Origin of the sequence: Marinococcus luteus (assembly GCF_900106595.1) — a bacterium.
Classification (GTDB): domain Bacteria; phylum Bacillota; class Bacilli; order Bacillales; family Marinococcaceae; genus Marinococcus; species Marinococcus luteus.
Genome location: NZ_FNNC01000007.1, coordinates 59,556 through 79,463, shown reverse-complemented (window position 1 = coordinate 79,463; position 19,908 = coordinate 59,556). Strand labels below are relative to the sequence as shown.

The following is a 19,908-nucleotide window of genomic DNA, read 5'->3' as shown; positions in this document are numbered from 1 at the left end:
TTCTGTTTATGTTTTAAACTGAAGTCAGTACAATGTAACCTTACATGAAAAAACCGGCAGAGAAAACCTGCCGGTCCGTGCTATTTTATCGGTGACGGTCCATGAAGCGTTTGAACCGCTCCATTGCCTCTACAAGCGACTCCAGCGAAGTAGCATACGAGCAGCGGACGTGTCCTTCTCCTCCTGAACCAAAGACTGTCCCCGGCACGACAGCCACCTGCTCCTCTGTCAGAAACGTCTCGGCAAATGTCTCGGCATCCATGCCGAGCTTTTCAATCGAAGGAAACGCATAAAAAGCGCCGAGCGGCGTGTGGCATTCGAGTCCCATCTCCGCAAACGTCTTCACTAAATAATTGCGACGCTGCCGGTAGCTTGCTACCATTTTCTCCACATCCGCACGTCCGTTTTTCAATGCTTCAAGTGCTCCGAACTGGGCGGAGGTGGACGCACACATCATCGTATACTGGTGAATTTTGAGTACTGCAGCCATAATATCTTTCGGACCGCACACGTATCCTACCCTCCAGCCTGTCATCGCAAAGGCTTTTGAAAAGCCGGAGATCAAAATTGTGCGCTCGAGCATCCCCGGAAACGCCGGAAGGCTTGCATGCTCATAATCGTAGCTGAGTTCGGCGTAAATTTCATCCGATACAGCCAGCAGGTCATAGTCCTTAATTACCTTTACGACCGGCTCGAGCTCCTCTTTTGACATGTGGGCTCCGGTCGGGTTGTTCGGGTATGAAAGAAGCACCGCCTTCGTTTTTGAAGTGATAAGGCCTTCAAGGTCTCCTGCATTGATTTTAAAGTCGTGTTTTTTTGTCGTTTCAAGCGGTACCGGCACTCCCCCGGCCATAGTAATAATCGGTGCGTAGGAGACAAAGCAGGGCTCTGCGACAATCACTTCATCCCCCGGATTAATAATCGCCCGAAAAGCTGCATCAATGCCTTCACTTGCTCCCACCGTAATCACAATATCCGATTCCGGATGATACGAGACGCCAAAAGAGTTCTCCAGATAATATGAAACGGCTCTTCGAAGCTCAATCAAGCCGGCATTCGCCGTATAGGAGGTAAATCCTCTCTCCATCGATACAATGCTCGCTTCCCGCACGTTCCACGGTGTAACAAAATCCGGTTCCCCCACCCCTAGGGAAATGACGTTATCCATCGTAGAAGCTAAATCAAAAAACCGGCGTATGCCTGAAGGCTTTAACTGCTGCACCGTTTCTGACAGTCTGTGCTGCTGCGTGGAGGAAGTATTCATGGCGAGACCATCATTCTGTGATCTTCATCGTCATCGCCGAACACTACTCCGTCGTGTTTGTACGTTTTCAGGCGGAAATGCGTCGTCGTGGAGATAACCGAATCAAGCGCCGACAGCTTCCCGGAAACAAACGAAGCGATTTCAGACATCGTTTTTCCTTCGATGACCACCTGAAGATCATACGTCCCAGACACCAAATACAGAGCTTTGACTTCCGGGAAACGATGAATTCGTTCCGCTACTTCATCAAACCCGACTCCCCGCTGCGGAGTGACTTTTACATCAATCATTGCCGTCACACCGTCATGGTTGTTGACTTTGCTCCAGTCCACAACAGTAGCGTATGTGACGATCACTTTGTTTTCCTCTAGTTTTTTCAGCATCATTTCCACTTCTTCTTCTGTTTGATCTATTAGCTTGGCAATTGTTTTAATATCCATTCTGGCGTTCTGCTCCAATAAGTGCAGAATCTCCAACTCTTTTTCGTTCAAGAATGGCAGCCCCTTTCTCTCTCTTCAAAATTACATCTCCTGTGTACTATTGTACACTAAGAGAGGACACCAAACGACATGTCCCTCTTTTTTACAATATTTTTTGGATGGTATATAAAACATTATCAAGCTTTCCGCGAAAATTTTCAAATCGATTCGCTGCCGATTACAAAAAACCCTTTTAAAATTTATTCAAAAAAGGAAACAGTAAAAATGGAGGCGATAAGATGGCAACAGAAAAACCCCATGTAAATCAACAGTCCAGTGTGGCTTTTGTAGTTCTAGATATGATCAATGATTTAGATTTTCCGGACAGTGACGATTTACTCCCTCATGCTCTTGATGCAGCTGAAAATGTTAAAAATCTGAAAAAACAGGCGAAAGAAAAAGATATACCTGTTATTTACGTAAACGATAATTACGGACGCTGGCAGAGTAATTTCCCTGATCTCGTAGAATACTGCAGACGTGACGGGGTACCAGGCAAACCGATAGTAGAGAAAATCCTTCCCGATGACGATGACTATTATATACTCAAACCTCAGTTTTCCGGTTTTTTTGCTACTCCGTTGGAGATCCTGCTGAACTACCTGGGGGTCACGACAATTATATTCGCCGGCGTCGCCGGGAACATGTGCGTTCACTTTACAGTAAATGATGCTTATATGCGCGGATATAAATTAATGGTCCCGCAGGACTGCACCGCATCGAACAGTATGCAGGCCAACGAAGAAGCAATTAATTTGATGAATAAGGTACTTGGTGCCGATACTAGAGACAGTACAGAATACGATCTCGAGAAAATCATGCAGGAAGCCCAGGAGCTTCCACAGCCTTCCCATTCTTCATAAATACGTAAAAGCTTCCGGGCAGCCGGAAGCTTTTTTTTACATACTGACATTTATAACACACTGAAAACTAATAAAAGCATCCTCCCGGAACAGCCGGAAGGATGCTTAATAATTATGCTTCAAATACGCGCTCGAGTGAAGCTTTGTCCTGGTTGAGCCAGTTGCGGAATACCTGCCTGGCACCTTCAAGATCATGAAGCTTCGCCTGGCCGCACTGCAGTTCGGTTGCTGCAGGCACTTCGGTAACTTCTACGCCGTCTTTCATCGTTTTCTCAAGAATATCGATGATCTCACTTACCGCCGGCTCCCCGTTCATAATCAGATAAAAGCCTGTCTGACAGCCCATCGGCGAAAGATCAATGACTTCAAAATGGTCATAGTCTTCAGCATATTCACGAATATTTAATGCAAGCAAATGCTCCATCGTATGAATCGTCGGCGGCTCGAGGTTATCCTTATTCGGCTGGCAGAAACGAATATCGAATTTAGTGACGATACCGTCGCTTCCCACCTTCTGCACGCCTGCCTGGCGGACGTACGGAGCAACTACTTTCGTATGATCGAGTTCAAAGCTTTCTACTTTTGCCATATCGTTACGTTCACTCCTTTATTATTTTCTTCTGCCTATTGTATCGTTTCCCGCGCGTAATTCCAAATTAAACAATTACGGCCAAAAAAACCCCGGCATCTTTTGGCCGGGGCTGTAAAAACTTGCTATTCGACTGATTCACCGGTGATCTCTTCAATTTCGCCTTCAAGCGTCGTCAGAATTTCTTCTGCGTCACCGCCGACTTCCTCGACGTAGTAATCACGCATTGGAAGGGTTACTTCCCGGAACTCAGCGCGCTGGTCTTCACTCAATTCCACCTGTTCAATATCGGATTCACTGGTCATCGTCTCGCGGGCCTGTTCGTTCTGCTCGACCTGCTCATCGTATACCCAGTCCTGCATTTCCGTTACAGTCTCGTCAAATGTTTCTTTCAGATCGTCCGGAAGCTCATTATAGAACTGCGGATTCACTGTCGTCATCGCTACGTATGAGTTTTGGTTAGAAATCATCAAGTGACTCTGTACTTCGTCATAAGATGAAGCTTCGATAAAGAACAATGGGTTCTCCTGGCCGTCCACTGTACCATTATCAAGAGAGGTGTAAAGCTCACCGGCGCTCAGAACCTGGGGATCTGCACCGTATTCACGGTACGTCTGCTGAAGAAGCGGTGAGTTCTGGGTTCTCATTTGAAACCCATTGAAATCATCCGGGGACTCAATAGCTTTGTTACCAGTCCACTGCATTGCTCCTTCGCTCCAGAAGGAAAGCGGCATAATATCATTTTCTTCATAATTAGCAGCTAATGTATCGTTTAACGCTTCACTTTCATTCAATACCTGCTGCACATCTTCCTGATCATTTGGGAGCAGAAACTGCAGAGAGAAAACCTGGCCTTCCTCTACCATTGTTCCCGTGAAGCCCGGGGAGACCACAGCCATTTCAACCGCCCCCTGCTGGAGCTGCTCCACCTGGTCCACTTCACTGCCGAGTCCACCGAACTCCACCGGCTCGATCGTCACCTGACCGTCTGTCTTTTCGTCCATCCGGCTCGCAAATTCCTGCGCATATTCATACTGCACCTGGCCTTCATTTTCCTCTGTCACAAAGGTCCATTCGTATGTCTCTTCACCGTCGCCGCCCCCGCCGCTTTCATCGCCGCCACCGCCACCGCCGCAGGCTGCGAGCACTGCTGCCGCAGAGAGGGTCGTTCCTGTCAACAAACCAAGCTTTTTCTTTTTCATGTATAATTCCCCCTTATAAGTAATAACACGAATGATCCGGCTGTCAGAGAGGAGGCCATTCGCATCCCCCTTCCTCATCCAGCCTCCTGTTAATTATCAGGAAGTAAAAACGTTGAAATAGGCTCAAACGAAATAAGCAGAACTGCAATAACGAGCATCATTACAATAAACGGAGGCGTTCCGCGGATCGTATCAAGGTACGATCGATTAAAAACTGCGCTCGCGGTGAATATATCCACCCCGAACGGTGGAGTGGCGGAGCCAAGCGCTGCCTGGAAGGTAATAACCACCCCTAAATGAACCGGGTCCACCCCTGCCTGAATCGCTGCCGGATAGAAAATTGGAGTCAAAATGAGAATAACTACAATCGGGTCCACAAACATACAGCCGATAAAGAAGAAAATGGATACAATAATCAAAACATAAATCGGCCCCGGGTCCCCTCCAAGAAAGGTGTCTGTAATCATTTGCGGAATACGGGCAAACTGAATGACCCATGCAAATACCTGACCGCCGGCTACAAGCATAAAAACGGCCGACGTTACGAGCCCTGAAGATAAAGCAATGCTGAACATCTGCTTCAGCTTAACTGTACGGTAGACAATAACCTCCAATACAAAGGCGTACACAACAGCCATTGCCGCTGCTTCTGTTGGAGTGAAAAGGCCGGAGTAAATTCCCCCGATAATAATGACTGGAAATAATAGAGGAAAGATTGCATCAAAGGTCATTTTCCCGCGCTCTTTCCAGGGAATTTTAGCTGCGAGCGGGATGCTGTAAATTTTTGCGTGTATGTAGGCATAAAGAGTAAAAAAGACAAATACGAGAAGCCCCGGGCCGATACCCGCAATAAACATATCCCCAAGGGACGTACCGGAAATTAAGGAATACATGATCATTCCTATACTCGGTGGTATTAAGAGTGCGACGTCGCTTGCGTTAATGATAAAAGCAATCGCCGTGGAATCTTTGTACCCTACCTTTAACAGCCTCTGTCTCATCGGTCCGCCGATCGCTACCACTGTAGCCTGGGTAGATCCGGAAATCGAACCGAAGATGGTGCAGGCGGCAGCTGTGGTAATTGCATAACCGCCGCGGAGATGGCCGACAAAAGCGCCAATAAAATCAAGCAGCCGCTTTGATGTGTGGCCCTGTGACATAATGTCTGCTGCAAAGATAAACATGGGGACCGCCAAAAGCACGTAGCTTGATATCCCTTCAAGCATCTGCTGCAGCATGATGAATGGATCAACGGCATCAAAGAAAAACAGCACTATCACCAGCGGAGCCAAAATTAATGGAACCATCATGGGGAAACCGAGTGCTAAAAAGATGACCATTATCGCAAGTAATGTAAAAAGCATAATTGGTTCCTCTCATTCTCCGAAATTTTATAGTTGGTTGGATTCTTTTGCATCCTGCTCTGTATCGTAGTCTTTTCGTTCCGCTGCGATATATACATCTTTATTTTTCACGTTCACCCAGAAGTTTCGTAAAAACTGAATGCCACCGAGCAAAAAGCCAATGGGTGCCCACACTACCATCCATACGTAGGAAATCCGGAGATAGTCGGTGACCCTGTTTTGCGAGGAGAGCACGTAGTCATAGGAATAATACGCCAGAGTAAACAGAACAAAAGCTGTAACGAACGGAATAATGAGCGCCAGCGTTTTCCGGAATTTATACGGTACATTGTCAAACAATGCCGTCATGCTGATATGCCGGCCCTGCCTGGCGACATAGCCGAGCCCGAGAAATGTCGCCATGTAAATCGCAATCTGGCTGATTTCTTCTGCGAACGCCCACCCGCCAAGACCCAGGTTCCTGCTGATAGTGTTGCCTGCCACCATGACCGTTATTGTAATGATCGCAAGCGACAGAACCGCCTCTTCAGTGCGTTTGAGACCTAAGTCAAGCCACTTTAATATTTTCAATTTTCAAACACCCATTTCTGCATTTTTTTCAATATTAAAAAAATATTTGCTATGATTTGGTTCAGGTGCAGACATGTGTTCTGCGTTATTTTATGTATGAATGAAACTTTCTTATAATAAGTTAATGTAAGTATACTTAACATATACTTTTCTTGCAAACAGTTTAGGTATATTCTATCTTTATTTTCTTATATATACTAGCACCTAATCCTTAGTAATTCGTCCTGACAGCTTCTTTAGCCCTAAAATCTACCGAGAAGGCATTTTTTCAGATTGGAACCCGATTTTAAGGAAAGCATTCCTTATCTATTTCTTTCCTGCTTTCTTCAAGCTACGTCACGACGAACCTGATACCATGTGATAAAATATTGTTGCCTGTACTTATATTTATCATAATGTGGGCTGTTCCTTATCCTTACTAACTGCCAAAATTCAGAAAGGACGTTCGTGAATGGAATTACTGCAGAACTTCCCACTCTTAGTGGCATTATCTTCTATCTTATTAGCACAGGCGATTAAAATACCTCTTGGTTTCATTGCTGCCAAAACCTGGGATGCTTCACTCATCACAAGTACCGGCGGCATGCCAAGCTCCCACTCCGCAGCTGTCACATCTCTTTCTACAGCTATTGGTATTGAGCAGGGCTTTGATTCGAATCTTTTTGCCATCTGCATCGTTTTCGGCGTTATTGTAATGTTTGATGCTACCGGCGTCCGGAGGCACGCGGGCTATCATGCCACCGTATTGAATCAGCTGGTTAACGACTTTAACCGCCTCGTGACCGAAGCCCGGTCCTGGCAGCAAAAACGCGAGCCTGAAAAACGTCAGGAACTCAAAGAACTGCTCGGCCACCAGCCGATTGAAGTTATTTTCGGCGCTATCTTCGGTGTGGGTATAACGTTCGCTGCTCATGCTATTTTCATTGTGTAACCAGCTCTTAGTTTGTATACTTCCTCATACGAAAGAAGCCCCCGGCAAACTATGCCGGGGGCTTCTGCTGTGTTTATCCTTTATTCATTTTAGAACGGGCTTTGTCCTTTGCGAAGCAGGAAGCCAAAGCCGCCGAGAACCCATAATGCACGATTTTCGATCACTTTTTTCATAAAGTAGGCGGGACGGCCGTAAAGCTTTTTCGAACCTACAACGCCAATCGCTTCTTTTCCACCAAGAGAAGCCACTGTACCTTTAATATCAGCTACAAATGCTTCTGTTGGACGTCCTTCCATCAATGCTTTGATGTTATCGGCAGCTGTTTCGCCCTGTTGGAGAGCGATTTGAGCTGTCGGCGGGAACGGACGGTCGATTTCTGTATTGATGATCAAGGAACAGTCACCGATAATAAATTCGCGTTCATGGCCGGGAGCACGCAGATCGTCATCAACTTTCACACGGGCACGGTTGTTTTCAAATCCGGACTCTTCGATAAGCGGATTGCCACGGACACCAGTTGCCCAGATGACTGTCGATGTTTTTACGGATTCACCAGTGTTCAGCTCTACACTGTTTTCCGTCACTGCTTTAATCGGTGAATCCAGTTTGAATTCCACCCCGCGGTTTTCGAGTAAATTCATTGCGTACTCCACAAGCTCCGGATCGAAGCCTGGAAGTGCTGTCGGCATCGCTTCGATGACGTACATTTTCACTTTATTGCGCGGTACATCGTACTCTTTGCAAAGCTTAGGTACGCGTTCACTCAGCTCGCCCATAAATTCCATACCGGTAAAGCCGGCGCCTGCTACAACGAACGTCAGGTCTTCTTCTTTTGCTTCGTCACTGTGATAGCGCGCAAACATATATTCAATGCGGTCTTTCATCTGGCGGGCACCGTCCACGGTCCAGCGGTGATAGGAGTTTTCATAAACGCCTTCGATGCCGAACGTTTCAGAGATAGCCCCAACGCCTACGATAATATAGTCGTACTGCAGTTCGCCGCCGGAAGCAAGCGTTACTTTCTTTTCTTCTGTAACGACTTTGGTCGCTTCGTCCTGCACGAAGTTAATTTTATTCAAATCAAGAATTTTACTGACTTTAATGCGGGTGCGGTCATGGTGAAGCGTTCCTGCAGCCGGCTCATGCAGCCAGGTTGTCTGGTAATGATAATCGTGCTTGCTGACCAGCGTAATGTTTGCATTGTCTGTTCCTACTTCTTTTGCGAGCTTTGAAGCGGAAACGAGACCAGCATAGCCAGCGCCTAAAACAACAATATTTGTTTTTCCTGCCATGTCAATCACTTCCATCTTTTAGATTTTTGTTAAAAGCAGCTCATGTATGTGATTTATTTCACGTACACAACTATACCAAACCGCCTTTTCTTTAATAAAAAAGAAAAGTCCGCTTCGTTTTCTGCTTTTAATACGTTGCTTTTTGTAAAAAAATAGACACAAACCCCGTACTTAATATTATGGGTTTTGCCATAATATTTCAACCTTTTTCCCGATTTTCACCTTTTTTCATCCCTTCTTCCTAAATGCGGGAGGGAAATACCCTTGGCACTGATTTTGCTTATGTTACAATGTAACTCTTGAAACAATTTCTCAATTGGTTTCTATTTTTCTCAATCAGTATTATAATGGATTGAAATTTGAAAAGATTCACGGAGGTGTACCTTAATGGTATTAGAGTCAGATATATATGATGTGACCATTATTGGCGGCGGCCCTACCGGTTTATTCACCGCGTTTTACGGAGGGATGCGCCAGGCTAAAGTTAAAATTATTGAAAGCATGCCACAGCTTGGGGGCCAACTTGCTGCTCTTTACCCCGAAAAGTTTATATATGACGTTGCAGGGTTCCCGAAAGTCCGTGCCCAGGAGCTTGTAGATAATTTAATTGAACAGATGAACCCGTTCAATCCGGAAGTAGTGCTTGAACAAAGCGTAGAAAATGTTATCCGCAACGAAGATGATCTTATCGAGCTTCACACGGATAAAGGAGTCCATTATACCCGCACTATCATTATCACTGCCGGTGTAGGCGCCTTTCAGCCAAGGAAGCTTCAAATTGACGGCATGGAACCATACGAAGAATCCAACCTTCATTATTTCGTTAACGACCTTCAGGCATTTGCCGGTGAAAAAGTAACGATTCTCGGCGGCGGCGATTCGGCTGTGGACTGGGCAAACATGCTTGATCCCATTGCGGATGTCACCCTTGCCCACCGCCGGGATAAATTCCGCGCCCACGAGCACAGTGTCGAACAGCTTAACCAGTCGAATGTGGATATTCTCACACCGTTTCAGGTTAAAGATGTTCTCGGAGACGGCGAACGTATTCAGCAGGTCGTTTTTGAAGAAGTAAAAGGCACTGCTGAACAGGTGGTCGATGTTGATTCCCTGATCGTCAATTACGGCTTCGTTTCGTCACTCGGCCCTATTAAAGAATGGGGACTGGATATTCATAAAAATTCCATCATTGTAAACACGAAAATGGAAACGAACATCCCGGGCGTATACGCGGCAGGAGATGTTACTTCCTACGACGGCAAAGTAAAATTAATTGCTACCGGCTTCGGGGAAGCTCCTACAGCAGTGAACAATGCGATGAATTATATTAATCCAAAGGCAAAAGTCCAGCCAGGACACAGCTCCCATATGTTTTAATAAAAAAACGATCCGTATTCGGGATCGTTTTTTTTGCTATTCAAAGCTGATTTCTTCCCCGGTTTCTTCTTCTACTGTATCAGCAAAGCTGCTCTGCTCGTCCTCCGCCCGCTCGAGTACCGGGTTGATGTTTTCTCCAATTGACTGCTGCAGATTTTCTGTACTCATCAAGACTTCTGCAATATAAACATACTCGTTTGCATAAGAGGTATGGGCTTTATACACTGCCTGCATGTCTTCGCCCTCCGGTACGCTGATGGCTTCGACGTTATCAAATGCTGTTACGAAAATCTCTTCCTGCATGTTTTGCAGCTCTTCGGCTGCACCTTCCTCTTCATTTTCCACAGCGTTTACGGCTTCTGTAAGCTTCGTGTCCAGCTGCTGAATCTCTGTGGCACTTTCGTCCACTTCGTCTATGTATTGCTGCTCGTCGTCTGATAAGCTGCTCCCACAGCCTGTGAGCATAAGTATACCAACCGTTCCTGTAAAGATCGTTCGTTTTTTCATAACTTCCCCCCTGTCTTCACATTTTACAAATTGTGTCTATTATTGACCAGTACAACATAAAAAAAGCAGCTGTACACTGACAGCTGCTTTTTCTAACGCTATTTTTCTAGCACTTTTCCGGTGTGCCTTCTTTGGTTGCGGTCTTGAACGATGCACCACAGCCGCAGGAAGCGATGGCGTTCGGGTTGTCGATTGTAAATCCGCCGCCCATCATGTTTTCTTTGAAATCGATGTTTACGCCATCCAGAACAGGAGCACTCTCACTGTCTACAACGATTGGTACACCTTTGATTTCAAGCACTTGATCGGTTTCTTCTACTATAGAATCAAAACCCATGCCGTAGGATAAGCCGGTGCATCCGCCGCCCTTTACACCTACACGCATATATAGTGAACTGTCGCCTTCTTCTTCAATCATGTCGAGCACGCGCTGTGCTGCTGCATCCGATAATACTAACATTAGTGTTTCCTCCTTTGTGTATCTGAGGCTCATTTATATTATAGACCCTAATCCTCCGTTCTTCAAATATTCCCCTTTTGTTTTTTCAGGCGGGTGTTTTTGTGTGCAAATACTTTCATTTTGCTTATACTTGTAAGAAAGTTCTTATAATTCAAAGCAGGGAGGTTTTTTTTGAAAATAATGACTTTTGTAATCCTCGCATTTGCTGCTGGATGGATCATTATTGCGGAGAACACTAGCCAGACCGTTTCTTTTTCCATTTTTCAAAGTGCTTCCACCACAAACAGCGAAAACGATTTGATCGAAACACAGGAAGAAATGGAGAAGGAGTGGCAGCAGGAATATATGGATGGAAACTACACGTTTGACGATCCGATGGTCATCCAGGACCCTTACGGCGAGGCTCCACTGACTGCTTTGACAAAATTCCGCACAGAAAATCCAAGCCGCATCACTGTGACTGTTGCCAGCCGCGGAGGCGCCCAGGACATTACACATACATACTCTGCCTTTAACCAGGAGCATGAGGTGCCTGTTCTCGGCCTTCACCCTGATACGGACAACGAAGTTACTATAGAAGCCGAGGACCGTCAGGGAAACGTTCAGGAGCAGAGCGTTTCCATTGAAACTAACGACACTCCCGCCTTCGCTCATGATAGAGAAGTGATAAAAAGCTCTCCGGCAGAAATGGAGCCCGGAATTACTTTTTTAACCCCTGGTAAATCCAAATTCTATGGAGTGGATGAACAGGGAGATATCCGCTGGTACTCTTCCCGGACCGGGGGGTTTGTGTTTAAACGGCTCTCCAATGGAAATCTGCTGCTCGGGGCATCGCAGTCTGAGGATAATCGCAATGAATATCTGTTTGAGACGGACATGCTCGGAAAGGTTCAGCATCAGTACAAGATTAACCTGCCCAGCTACGAGGACACTAACGTCATTCACCACGACGCCATCGAACTGCCCAACAATAACCTGTTAGTTACCGTGCACGATAACAGCAATGCCTACGTAGAGGATACTATGGTGGAAATCGACCGCGATACCGGCGAGACGGTGGAATCGCTTGATTTAAAAGACATCTTCCCTTCTGAAACGTACGAAGAATATTCCGGACCGAACGAAAGCGACGGCGACTGGATGCACCTAAACGCTATTTGGTATGACAAAGAAAATGAAAGCATTCTTATATCCAGCCGTCATCAGAGTGCTGTGCTCAGCTTAACGTATCCCGGGATGAATATTAACTGGATTCTTGGAGCCCCGGAAGGTTGGAATGCGGACATGGCTGAAAAAGTGCTCGAGCCCAAAAATGGTAATTTGAAATATCCCGGCGCCCAGCATGCTCCGATGATTCTTCCAGATCAGGATGACAACCCGGAGACAAAAGATGTTCTCCTGTTTGACAACAACAGGGCAGTCACCCGCGGCGATGAATCCATCAGCCAGGATTTCAGCCAGGGCATTCAATACCGTATCAATGAAGAGGAAGGCACCGTGGAAACCGTCTGGGATTACGGCGAAGAACGCGGGAAAGATTTTTTCTCCAACGTGGTCAGCGATGCTGATTATATGTACGAAACCGAAAACCGCCTGCTCACCTCCGGCTACCAGAAGGTGAAGGACGGCTACCAGGCCACTGTCGTTGAAACTGCCGGCACCACAGATGAAGTAGTTTACGAACTCGAGCTTTCCGGCATCGGGGAGGGCGACGGCCGGGTGGTTTACCGGGCGGAGCGGATGCCGCTTTATCCGGAAGCTTGGAATTACTCTTCAGCCTCCCCTGCAGCCGCTTCTTCCGATTGAAGAACTGCTTTGGGCGTTGTTACTTTCCTTCCGTAATAGCACGATGTATAATAAGAAATTGAGCCCCGGAAATTCTTGTTAGCATGATGTCTTTCCCTGGCAGCATACCTTTTATATACCTATACAGCAGATAAGGTGTTGCACGGCGGTACGGAAGCTGCCTGCAGAACCGCTGAGCTTTAACTTCACAGTATTTCTTGTACATCGGAAAGGAAGGATTAATATGGCGATCACCTTGAATCGCGACGCCGACATGCAGCGCATTGCCGACAAAGTCCGAGAAGGAGAACGGTTATCCATTGAAGACGGCCTCTACCTCTATGAAACAGCAGACCTGTTAACCGTGGCCCAGTTGGCAAATGAGGTGAACGAAAGAAAAAACGGGGATAACGTTTATTTTATCGAAAATATGTACATCAACCCGACCAACGTATGCGAAGCCAGCTGCTCGTTTTGCGGATTTAAACGCAAGCCCGGCCAGGAAAACGCGTATACGATGCATGAAGAAGAACTGCTTGAATACGTAGAGAAACGCTGGAATGACAATATCCGGGAATTTCACATCGTTGGCGGTCACAACACGGACGTTCCGTTTGAGTATTATTTAAACACCGTCCGTGTGTTGAAAAAGCATTACCCACAGGCAAAAGTTAAAGCCTACACAGGAGCTGAAATCGAATTTTTTGCCCGTCACGCAGGGCTCAGCATGCGCGAAGTCCTCATAGAGCTGCAAAAGGCAGGACTCGATACGCTTCCAGGCGGCGGTGCTGAAATTCTTACAGAGAATTACCGCGCGAAAATGAGTCCGGACAAGGCGACGACATTTGAATGGCTCGAAGCTCACGAACTCGCCCATGACCTTGGCATGCGTACACACGCGACGATGCTGTACGGGTCGATTGAATCGAAGGAAGAACGACTCATTCATATGGATCGTGTTCGTGCGCTGCAGGACAAAACCAATGGATTCATGGTCTTTATCCCGCTCGCCATGCAGCCGCGCAAGCTCGATGCCGGCCTGCACCAGCGCACCTCCGCGTTTGATGACCTGCGGACCGTAGCGATTTCACGACTTATGCTTGATAACTTTGATCACATTAAAGCGTACTGGATTAATATCGGCGCCCAGCTGACCCAGATGGCACTCACATTTGGCTCCGACGATATTCACGGCACCCTGATTGAGGAACGAATCTCCCACTCTGTCGGCGCGCTGACGTCCCAGGGAATCACCCGCAAAGAATTGATCCACCTGATTAAAACAGCAGGCAAAACCCCGGTGGAACGGGATACCTTCTATAACATTGTTAAATCCTATTAAACGTAAAAAAGAGAGCGGGCGCCCGCTCTCTTTTTCTTTATATTGAGGCTCTTCTTGTTTCATAGTCCCCAGTGCAGATAACCTCAGCATTTCCCGTCATCAGTATATTCCCTGATGACTGCCACGTAATATACAGATCACCTCCGGGAAGATGCACAGTCACCTCTTTGTCTTTTTCACTCTTTCCGGCTGCCACTGCGGCTGCCACCGCCGCACAAGCGCCTGTTCCGCATGCCTGGGTAACACCGGAGCCGCGTTCCCATACTCTAAAATCCATCACATCGCTGCGGCGCATATGCACGAACTCAATGTTGGCCCCTTCCGGAAAAGCTTCGTGTGTTTCAAGCTCCGCCCCGGCCGTTTCCACCGGCGCCTGTTCTGTGTCATCCACGAAAATGACTCCATGCGGATTGCCCATGGATACAGGCATCAGCTGCCAGGAACGGCCTGCAGCTTCAAGGGAGAGCTCTCCCTCTCCCTGCTCTTTGACGGGCACCCGGCCCCAGTCAAATTCCGGAGCACCCATGTCGACGGTCACCAGGCTGACGGTCTGGCCGGTATTGTCCGGGTGAACAGTCGCTTTCATCGTTCCTCCGAGCGTTTCGATCGTAAAACGCTCTTTGTTAACGTAACCATGCTCATACGCATACTTAGCTGTGCAGCGCAGTCCGTTTCCGCAGTTTTTCGCTTCCGATCCATCAGCGTTGAACACCTGCATCTTCACGTCTTCATGGGTCGACGGCCCAATCAAAATCAGGCCATCTGAACCGATTCCTTTATTTTTATCGGCTACCTGACGGGCAAGCCTCGGCAGCTCATGCTCTTCGAGTGTTTCTTCAAATACATCGACATAAATGTAGCTGTTGCCAAGCCCGTGCATTTTTGTAAATTTCATGCCTTTCTCTCCCTTCGTCTCAGCGGCTCTGTCGTCCATAAGTAATCTTCATCTGCAAATACAATATGCATGCGTTTATGACAGCACGGCATATTGATATATGTTTTTATTTCCTCTTTTGCCCATTCTAAATCTTTTACTTTCATCGCTGTTAATATATTTCTAGTTCCGCAGTACGGACATTCATTAATATAAATATCTTCACCTATTTTGTCATACGGCCATGTATTTTCAAAAGGAATGATATCCATTCTTTGCCCCCTCTTTAAACGTTGAGAAAAAAAGCGTCTTCCCTTCTGCAGAAAGACGCTTTTGCATTAAAACATTGGGTTTTCTTCGAGATGAGTATAAATATTGGCAAGAAGATCTTTTTCATCTTCCCCTTCTACCGGCTCCCCGTTCACAAGCGCGTACATATTCATAGAGCAACGGCCGCAGTAGCCTAAGCATATATCTTCAATAACATCCAGATTCGGATCTTTTTCAAGTTCTTCCATTGCCCCGTGAGAGCCGTTCGCCAAATTACTCATGCAAAACTCAATAATTGGCCTCACCTTTCATCACCTCTTCCCGGGTTATACGAGTTTATATTAGTCGTCTGTGGCCGCTGCGTCAACCAATTCGTTTGAATGCCCCGTTCACAAAATTGTTTGATATTTTTAAAATTGGTTGCCAAAGCAGCTGTACCTCTCTATAATCAAAATTGACCGCAGTCATTTTTACTGGCTGCACCACCGAATTGTTCTCTCTATTGTAACTTTTTATTTTTGCAAATGCTTTCAGCTGCGCAGAGGGGGCATTCCATGAAACGAACGGAAAAACGAGAGCAGACACGTTCCCGCATTCTGCAGGCTGCTGTGCATTTATTCCAGGAAAAGGGCTTTGAGCAGACGACTGTACAGGAAATCACGGCTTCAGCCGAAGTCGCCAAAGGGACTTTTTTCAATTACTTCCCTACGAAAGAGTCGATCATGCGTGCACTCGCAGAAGACCGGCTGCTCAGGGTGCAGGAATACATGCAGACGTATAAAATTCAGCGCATGACACTTCCTTCCCGTATTCGTGCCTATGCCGGATATTTCCTGGGGGACTTTCACCTGAACCCTTCCCTGACCAGGCACATTTGGCGCCATGTGGTCGAGCATGACAGTGCTTTGCTTCGCACGTGGGAACAGCTCCTTGAGAGCGGTGTCCGCCAGCAGGAAATAGACCCTTCCATTTCTTCGAATCGATGGGCACATATCATCAACAGCTATTTTTACTATCAGCTATCCATCGGAGCTGAAACCGACCGCGAAGAACTACTTCATCATTTTATGCAGCTGGTCCACGCGGGCATAGACAGCATGCTACTCAAAGGGGGACAAGAAACAATGGAAAAAATTATCGTATTAGGCGGAGGCTACGGGGGGATGCGTTTTCTTCAGCGCGTGCTCGGCAGCGACCTTCCCCAGGATGTTGATATTACATTAGTGGATAAACTTCCGTACCACTGTATGAAAACGGAATACTACGCGCTTGCTGCCGGCACCGAGTCGGACCACGACGTGCGTGTTCCGTTTCCCGACCATTCCCGTTTAAAAATTCATTTTGGCACGGTCGACCATATCGACATGGAAAATCAGCTGGTGGTTATGTCTGATTCTTCTTCGCTTCCATATGACAAGCTCATTGCCGGTCTTGGCTCGGTCGACAACTTTCACGGGGTTCCCGGTGCAGAAGAGCATTCCTACAGTATTCAAAGTATGGAAGCAACACGCCGAACATACGAAGCTATCAGCAATCTACCGCCAAAATCCGCTGTCAGCATCGTAGGCGCCGGACTCAGCGGCGTAGAACTGGCCAGTGAACTGCGGGAGAGCCGCTCAGATCTTCACATACGTCTGTTTGACCGCGGGGAAACCATTCTTCCTATGTTCCCGAAACGGCTTAGTAACTATGTACAGAACTGGTTTGAAAAGCACGACGTTGAAGTCATCAGCAATTCCGACATCACTACTGTGACAGCAGAAGGCCTGTACAACCACGAAGACTGGATCCAGTCTGAAGCAATCATTTGGACTGCAGGTATCCAGCCAAATAAAATCATCCGTGACCTGGATACGGAAAAAGACCGGAAAGGACGCATAATTTTAACCCCCCACCATCATCTAACAAACGATAAAAATATTTTTATCGTCGGGGACTGTGCCAGTCTGCCGCACGCTCCAAGCGCCCAGCTTGCCGAGGGACAGGCAGAACAGATCGCCACAATTATGAAAAAACAATGGAAGAACGAACCGCTTCCGGAAACGATGCCTGAAATCAAACTCAAGGGCACCCTCGGGTCGTTAGGCAAAAAGCACGGCTTCGGGGTGATGGGCGGCACTGCCAAAGCAGCAGTTACCGGCCGCGTCGCCCGTCTGTTAAAAAGCGGCGTGCTCTGGATGTACAAAAACCATTCCGGCGTTTAATAGCCAAAATAATTTCATGTTCCACCAGAGGATCTGCCCATGAGGCAGATCTTTTTATGTTTGCAAAAACTAATTAATAGTCCTAAGTAAATAAACATCCATAATATGAAAAAATTAGAAAATTAAAGTGATATTTGGCCTGAAAAAATATATTGTTGTTGACGGTTGCTTCCGGCCCATTTATTATTAACTAAAATTTCAAAAAATATCAAAAGTTATGAATCATTATGGGAGGGTCAGCATGTATTTTTCAAAAAAGTTAACGGTCGGCGTTCTCGCAGGAATGGTTATCAGCTCAGGGAGCCTTCTTCACGCAAGTGGCTCAGCTAATGATAACGCCAGTGAAAACGGAATTGAAAACAGCAGTAAAAATGCCAAGGAAGATGTGCCGGAAAACGTCATCGTAATGGTTGGGGACGGCATGGGAATGGGGCAGATGGAAATCGCTTCTATGCTTGAATACGGCAAGGAAGGCGAACTGTTCATGGAATCGCTTGAACATACAGGCATGACCAGCACATATTCTGCTGATAACAACGTAACTGATTCAGCCGCTGCCGGTACAGCCATCGCTACCGGCACGAAAACAAATAACGGAAGCATCGGTGTCGACGAAGACGGCAACGAAGTAGACAGCATTCTGGATCAGTACCAGGACGACGGAAAAAAAGTCGGCGTTATTTCCAATAACACGGTCACAGACGCCACTCCGGCTTCATTTACTGCAAGCGTAGCTGACAGAGGAAGCGAAGAGGACATTGCCGAACAGCAGTACGAGGAGGAATATGATGTCCTGCTTGGGGGCGGCGGTGAATTTTTCGGAGCTGACGAGGACGCGAGCGAAGACAGGCTCGTGGATGATTTCCAGGAAAGCGGCTATGAATACGCGACTACTGAAGAAGAGCTGGAGGAAGCCGGAACTCCGGACAAGCTGCTCGGCCTGTTTAATGATTCCTACATGAACTATAAAACCGATAAAGACGACGTTGACAGCGAGGAGCCATCCCTGCAGGCTATGACTGAGTCCGGACTGGACGTGCTTTCACAGGATGATGACGGCTTCTTTATGATGGTCGAAGGCGCCCGTATTGACCACGCTGCCCATGCGGCTGACGCCACCGGCGTATGGCAGGAAATGATCGAATTTGACCAAACGGTTGAACAGGTCGTTACCTGGGCAGAAGACCGGAATGACACGCTCGTTGTTGTGCTTTCCGACCATGAAACACTTGGCATGTCCGCAACAGAAACCATGGATGTGGATGGACTGAAAGACATTGAAGTGTCCCCGGAGTATATGGCCCAGCAGCTTGAAACCCGGGAGGACTCTGATCAATACACTGAGGAAAGCATTCAGCAGGTGTTCTCGGAATATGCAGATATTGACATTACAGACGAAGAATTAGAAGCATTCCGTGCAAATATCGAAGATGAGGAAGGGGAAGTATATCCTGAGTACCAGGTAGGCTGGGAAATTGGTTCCATTATTGCTGACCACTATGACGTCGGAGCCCTTGATACAGAAATACGTGCAGAAAGCGATACCGGCGGCCATACAGGAGAAATGGTTCCTCTCTTTGCCACCGGGGCCGGCAGTGAAAATTTCACCGGCTACATGGACAATACCGACATTAAAGGGCTGATCGAGGAAGCTTCCGCTGAACAAACTGGGCACGGCAAAGAAAACGACCGCGGACACGGTAACAATTAAGCGGCGCTGAATCTATCAGCAGTTGAAAAAAGCCGGACGGAGAATCAACTTCCGCCCGGCCTCTTTTTATTCCTTTGGTGCTTCTGTCGTTCCCGCGGCCGGCGATTGCGTCTTATCAATTTCCCTGTAAACAGCTTTGAGTCGTGGATTGCCTTCTGCCACTACTATTCCGTTCACTGTTACGAGCGGATAAAAGTATTCTTCCTGCCGGACTTTTTCCGCCACAGCATCAGAAGCCGACGTCGAGTCTTCAATATCAATATGTTCTACACTGGGGGGATTATCCGGATACTTTCTTTGCACTGCAGCTTCGAGCCACTCTGCCGTTTCCCGGCTTGATGGAAGATTCACGCAGCTCGGACACTTTTTTTCTGCTCCATACACTTTTATCATGATCACACACCTGCCCCCTTTTTCTTTATCATACTATATCTGTGCTTTCTTCACTATTTCTCCTGCCCGGTTGATAATGATTGTCAAACAGCACCTGTTCATAGTAGAATGCATATATACGTGATGACATTTGAACATAACAGCCCTACGGTTTATAATAAAAGTATTGAAAGGAGAGATCAACATGCCACAAACGACAGAAGATATGCATGCACAGGTTCAGGAGGTTCTTGAAAAGCTCCGTCCCTTCCTGCTTCGCGACGGAGGCGACGTTGAACTTGTAGATATTGAAGACGGCATCGTTATGGTCCGCCTGATGGGAGCATGCGGCTCATGCCCTTCCTCTACGATTACACTGAAAGCCGGTATCGAACGCGCTCTTTTAGAAGAAGTACCGGGAGTTAAAGAACTCGAGCAGGTATTTTAATAGA

Annotated in this window: 21 protein-coding genes; 8 read left to right on the top strand and 13 right to left on the bottom strand. The window is 47.1% G+C overall.

The window, feature by feature from the left end; genetic code table 11:
• Window positions 1–85 precede the first annotated feature (85 nt).
• Together BLV22_RS13540 and BLV22_RS13535 are read right to left on the bottom strand one after the other, a co-directional pair.
• Complete coding sequence (locus BLV22_RS13540) at window positions 86–1,264, bottom strand: aminotransferase (protein ID WP_091616435.1); 1,179 nt, start codon at window positions 1,262–1,264, stop codon at window positions 86–88.
• Window positions 1,261–1,704, bottom strand: coding sequence for an Lrp/AsnC family transcriptional regulator (locus BLV22_RS13535; RefSeq protein ID WP_051143862.1), 444 nt, complete (start codon window positions 1,702–1,704; stop codon window positions 1,261–1,263). The genes BLV22_RS13540 and BLV22_RS13535 overlap by 4 nt, the downstream gene beginning before the upstream one ends.
• 278 nt (window positions 1,705–1,982) lie before the next feature.
• Here BLV22_RS13535 and BLV22_RS13530 point away from each other — a divergent pair, with 278 nt between their 5' ends.
• Window positions 1,983–2,606 (top strand): cysteine hydrolase family protein, encoded by a 624-nt coding sequence (locus tag BLV22_RS13530; protein WP_091616432.1) that lies wholly within the window; start codon window positions 1,983–1,985, stop codon window positions 2,604–2,606.
• Between the two features lie 112 nt (window positions 2,607–2,718).
• Here BLV22_RS13530 and BLV22_RS13525 read toward each other — a convergent pair whose 3' ends face one another.
• The 4 genes from BLV22_RS13525 to BLV22_RS13510 form a co-directional block, all read right to left on the bottom strand.
• Complete coding sequence (locus tag BLV22_RS13525; protein ID WP_091616430.1) at window positions 2,719–3,195, bottom strand: S-ribosylhomocysteine lyase; 477 nt, start codon at window positions 3,193–3,195, stop codon at window positions 2,719–2,721.
• A gap of 125 nt (window positions 3,196–3,320) precedes the next feature.
• Complete coding sequence (gene dctP, locus BLV22_RS13520) at window positions 3,321–4,397, bottom strand: TRAP transporter substrate-binding protein DctP (RefSeq protein ID WP_091616670.1); 1,077 nt, start codon at window positions 4,395–4,397, stop codon at window positions 3,321–3,323.
• Window positions 4,398–4,486: 89 nt separating this feature from the next.
• The gene (locus BLV22_RS13515) at window positions 4,487–5,761 is read right to left on the bottom strand and encodes a TRAP transporter large permease (RefSeq protein ID WP_091616427.1); all 1,275 of its coding nucleotides are present in this window, start codon (window positions 5,759–5,761) and stop codon (window positions 4,487–4,489) included.
• A gap of 27 nt (window positions 5,762–5,788) precedes the next feature.
• Window positions 5,789–6,331: a TRAP transporter small permease gene (locus BLV22_RS13510; protein WP_091616425.1), complete on the bottom strand. Its 543-nt coding sequence runs from the start codon at window positions 6,329–6,331 to the stop codon at window positions 5,789–5,791.
• 451 nt (window positions 6,332–6,782) lie between these two features.
• Between BLV22_RS13510 and BLV22_RS13505 the strand changes: the two genes are divergently transcribed.
• Window positions 6,783–7,262, top strand: a complete 480-nt coding sequence (locus BLV22_RS13505; RefSeq protein WP_091616423.1) for a divergent PAP2 family protein — start codon at window positions 6,783–6,785, stop codon at window positions 7,260–7,262.
• Between the two features lie 89 nt (window positions 7,263–7,351).
• Here the strand turns inward: BLV22_RS13505 and BLV22_RS13500 are convergent, their stop codons facing one another.
• Window positions 7,352–8,554 (bottom strand): NAD(P)/FAD-dependent oxidoreductase, encoded by a 1,203-nt coding sequence (locus tag BLV22_RS13500; RefSeq protein WP_245724107.1) that lies wholly within the window; start codon window positions 8,552–8,554, stop codon window positions 7,352–7,354.
• A gap of 387 nt (window positions 8,555–8,941) precedes the next feature.
• Here BLV22_RS13500 and BLV22_RS13495 point away from each other — a divergent pair, with 387 nt between their 5' ends.
• Window positions 8,942–9,931: an NAD(P)/FAD-dependent oxidoreductase gene (locus tag BLV22_RS13495; protein ID WP_091616418.1), complete on the top strand. Its 990-nt coding sequence runs from the start codon at window positions 8,942–8,944 to the stop codon at window positions 9,929–9,931.
• 36 nt (window positions 9,932–9,967) lie between these two features.
• Here BLV22_RS13495 and BLV22_RS13490 read toward each other — a convergent pair whose 3' ends face one another.
• Both BLV22_RS13490 and BLV22_RS13485 read right to left on the bottom strand, forming a co-directional pair.
• Window positions 9,968–10,438 (bottom strand): hypothetical protein, encoded by a 471-nt coding sequence (locus BLV22_RS13490; RefSeq protein ID WP_091616415.1) that lies wholly within the window; start codon window positions 10,436–10,438, stop codon window positions 9,968–9,970.
• Window positions 10,439–10,544: 106 nt separating this feature from the next.
• Window positions 10,545–10,898, bottom strand: a complete 354-nt coding sequence (locus tag BLV22_RS13485) for a HesB/IscA family protein (protein WP_022794136.1) — start codon at window positions 10,896–10,898, stop codon at window positions 10,545–10,547.
• Window positions 10,899–11,078: 180 nt separating this feature from the next.
• Between BLV22_RS13485 and BLV22_RS13480 the strand changes: the two genes are divergently transcribed.
• A complete protein-coding gene (locus BLV22_RS13480; RefSeq protein ID WP_245724112.1) occupies window positions 11,079–12,704 on the top strand; it encodes an aryl-sulfate sulfotransferase in 1,626 nt (541 codons plus the stop codon).
• 223 nt (window positions 12,705–12,927) lie between these two features.
• Window positions 12,928–14,025 (top strand): aminofutalosine synthase MqnE, encoded by a 1,098-nt coding sequence (gene mqnE / locus BLV22_RS13475; protein WP_091616410.1) that lies wholly within the window; start codon window positions 12,928–12,930, stop codon window positions 14,023–14,025.
• 37 nt (window positions 14,026–14,062) lie between these two features.
• Here mqnE and dapF read toward each other — a convergent pair whose 3' ends face one another.
• The 3 genes from dapF to BLV22_RS13460 form a co-directional block, all read right to left on the bottom strand.
• Window positions 14,063–14,920 carry a diaminopimelate epimerase gene (gene dapF, locus BLV22_RS13470; RefSeq protein WP_091616407.1) on the bottom strand — a complete coding sequence of 286 codons (858 nt, stop codon included), beginning with the start codon at window positions 14,918–14,920 and terminating at the stop codon, window positions 14,063–14,065.
• Window positions 14,917–15,171, bottom strand: a complete 255-nt coding sequence (locus tag BLV22_RS13465) for a hypothetical protein (RefSeq protein ID WP_091616404.1) — start codon at window positions 15,169–15,171, stop codon at window positions 14,917–14,919. Before BLV22_RS13465 ends, dapF begins: the two co-directional genes overlap by 4 nt.
• Before the next feature lie 66 nt (window positions 15,172–15,237).
• A complete protein-coding gene (locus BLV22_RS13460) occupies window positions 15,238–15,474 on the bottom strand; it encodes a YuzB family protein (RefSeq protein ID WP_022794141.1) in 237 nt (78 codons plus the stop codon).
• Between the two features lie 249 nt (window positions 15,475–15,723).
• Here BLV22_RS13460 and BLV22_RS13455 point away from each other — a divergent pair, with 249 nt between their 5' ends.
• Entirely contained in the window at window positions 15,724–17,373 is a 1,650-nt protein-coding gene (locus tag BLV22_RS13455; RefSeq protein ID WP_091616402.1) for an FAD-dependent oxidoreductase, read from the top strand.
• A 241-nt stretch (window positions 17,374–17,614) separates the two neighbouring features.
• A complete protein-coding gene (locus tag BLV22_RS13450) occupies window positions 17,615–19,084 on the top strand; it encodes an alkaline phosphatase (protein ID WP_245724106.1) in 1,470 nt (489 codons plus the stop codon).
• A 66-nt stretch (window positions 19,085–19,150) separates the two neighbouring features.
• Here the strand turns inward: BLV22_RS13450 and BLV22_RS13445 are convergent, their stop codons facing one another.
• Window positions 19,151–19,477, bottom strand: coding sequence for a DUF1462 family protein (locus BLV22_RS13445; RefSeq protein WP_091616666.1), 327 nt, complete (start codon window positions 19,475–19,477; stop codon window positions 19,151–19,153).
• A gap of 184 nt (window positions 19,478–19,661) precedes the next feature.
• On the opposite strand from BLV22_RS13445, the gene BLV22_RS13440 reads away from it, so the two are divergent.
• Window positions 19,662–19,904: a NifU family protein gene (locus BLV22_RS13440; RefSeq protein ID WP_022793950.1), complete on the top strand. Its 243-nt coding sequence runs from the start codon at window positions 19,662–19,664 to the stop codon at window positions 19,902–19,904.
• The last annotated feature ends 4 nt before the right edge of the window (window positions 19,905–19,908 follow it).